Annotated in this window: 1 protein-coding gene; it reads left to right on the top strand. The window is 78.2% G+C overall.

Features of this window, described 5'->3' with window-relative positions:
* Window positions 1–1,273, top strand: a 1,273-nt coding sequence (locus ACFV2S_RS37245; protein WP_385570597.1) for an ATP-binding protein, incomplete at both ends; no start/stop codon positions are given.

Genomic DNA, 1,273 nt, shown 5'->3' with positions numbered 1-1,273 from the left:
CCCGCGCCCCCCCCACCCCCCGCGCGGGGGGGGGGGGGGGGGCCGGCGGGGGGGGGGGGGGGGGGGGGGGGGCGCCGCGCGCCCCCCCCCCCCCCCCGCCTGGATCGCCGAGCTCGCCCCGCTCGACGACCCCGACGCCCTGCCCGGCGCCGTCCTCTCCGCCCTGCGCCTCCGCGAGATCAACCTGATCACCCGTGAGGGCGCCCCGCTCAAGGACGACCCCACCGCCCACCTCGTCGAGCACCTGGCCCGCCGTCCGCTGCTCCTGGTCCTCGACAACTGCGAGCACGTGATCGACGCGGCCGCCGCCCTCGCCGAGACCCTGCTCACCCACTGCCCGCAGCTCCGCGTCCTCGCCACCAGCCGTGAGCCCCTCGGCGTCCCCGGCGAGTCCGTCCGGCCCGTCGAGCCCCTCCCGCCCGGCCCCGCCCACCGCCTCTTCGCCGAGCGGGCCCGCACCGTGCGCCCCTCCTTCGACCTCGCGCGCGACGGCGGCGAGGCCGTCGACGAGATCTGCCGCCGCCTCGACGGCCTGCCGCTCGCCATCGAGCTGGCCGCCGCCCGGCTGCGTCTGCTCACCCCGCGCCAGATAGCCGACCGCCTCGACGACCGGTTCCTCCTCCTCACCTCCGGCTCGCGGACCGTGCTCCCCCGCCAGCAGACCCTCCGGGCGGTCGTCGACTGGTCCTGGGAGCTGCTCGACCCGGCCGAGCGCGCCCTGCTCCGCCAGGTGTCGGTCTTCGCCGGCGGCTGGGACCTGGCCGCCGCCGAGGCCCTCTCCCCGTACGCCGCCGACGCCCTGGGCGCCCTCGTCGACAAGTCCCTCGTCGTCGCCGCCCCCACCGAGGGCGGCGAGATGCGCTACCGCCTCCTGGAGACCATCCACGAGTACGCGACCGAGCGCGCCGCCGAGGAGCCGGAGCTGCTCGCCGCTGCCGAGGCCACCCACACCGCGCACTTCACGGCCCTCGCGGAGACGGCCGAGCCGAGGCTCCGCTCGGCGGAGCAGCTGCCCTGGATCGACGCGCTGGAGCGCGACCTCGACAACATCCGCGCCGCCCTCCACCGCACCCTGGTCACCGATCCCGACGAGTCCGCCGGACTCCGGCTCGTCTTCGCCATGGGCTGGTTCTGGTGGCTGCGCAACTACCGCCCCGAGGGCCTGGCCTGGGTCGGCCGCGCGCTCGCCCTCGGCGAGGATCCCGGCGCCCCCCCCCACCCCCCGCACAGGCCCCCCCAGGACCCGCGCCAGGGGGGCGTCATCCACGCCGTG

Source organism: Streptomyces sp. NPDC059695, from assembly GCF_042733785.1.
Lineage (GTDB): Bacteria > Actinomycetota > Actinomycetes > Streptomycetales > Streptomycetaceae > Streptomyces.
This window is presented reverse-complemented; position numbering and strand designations above follow the sequence as displayed.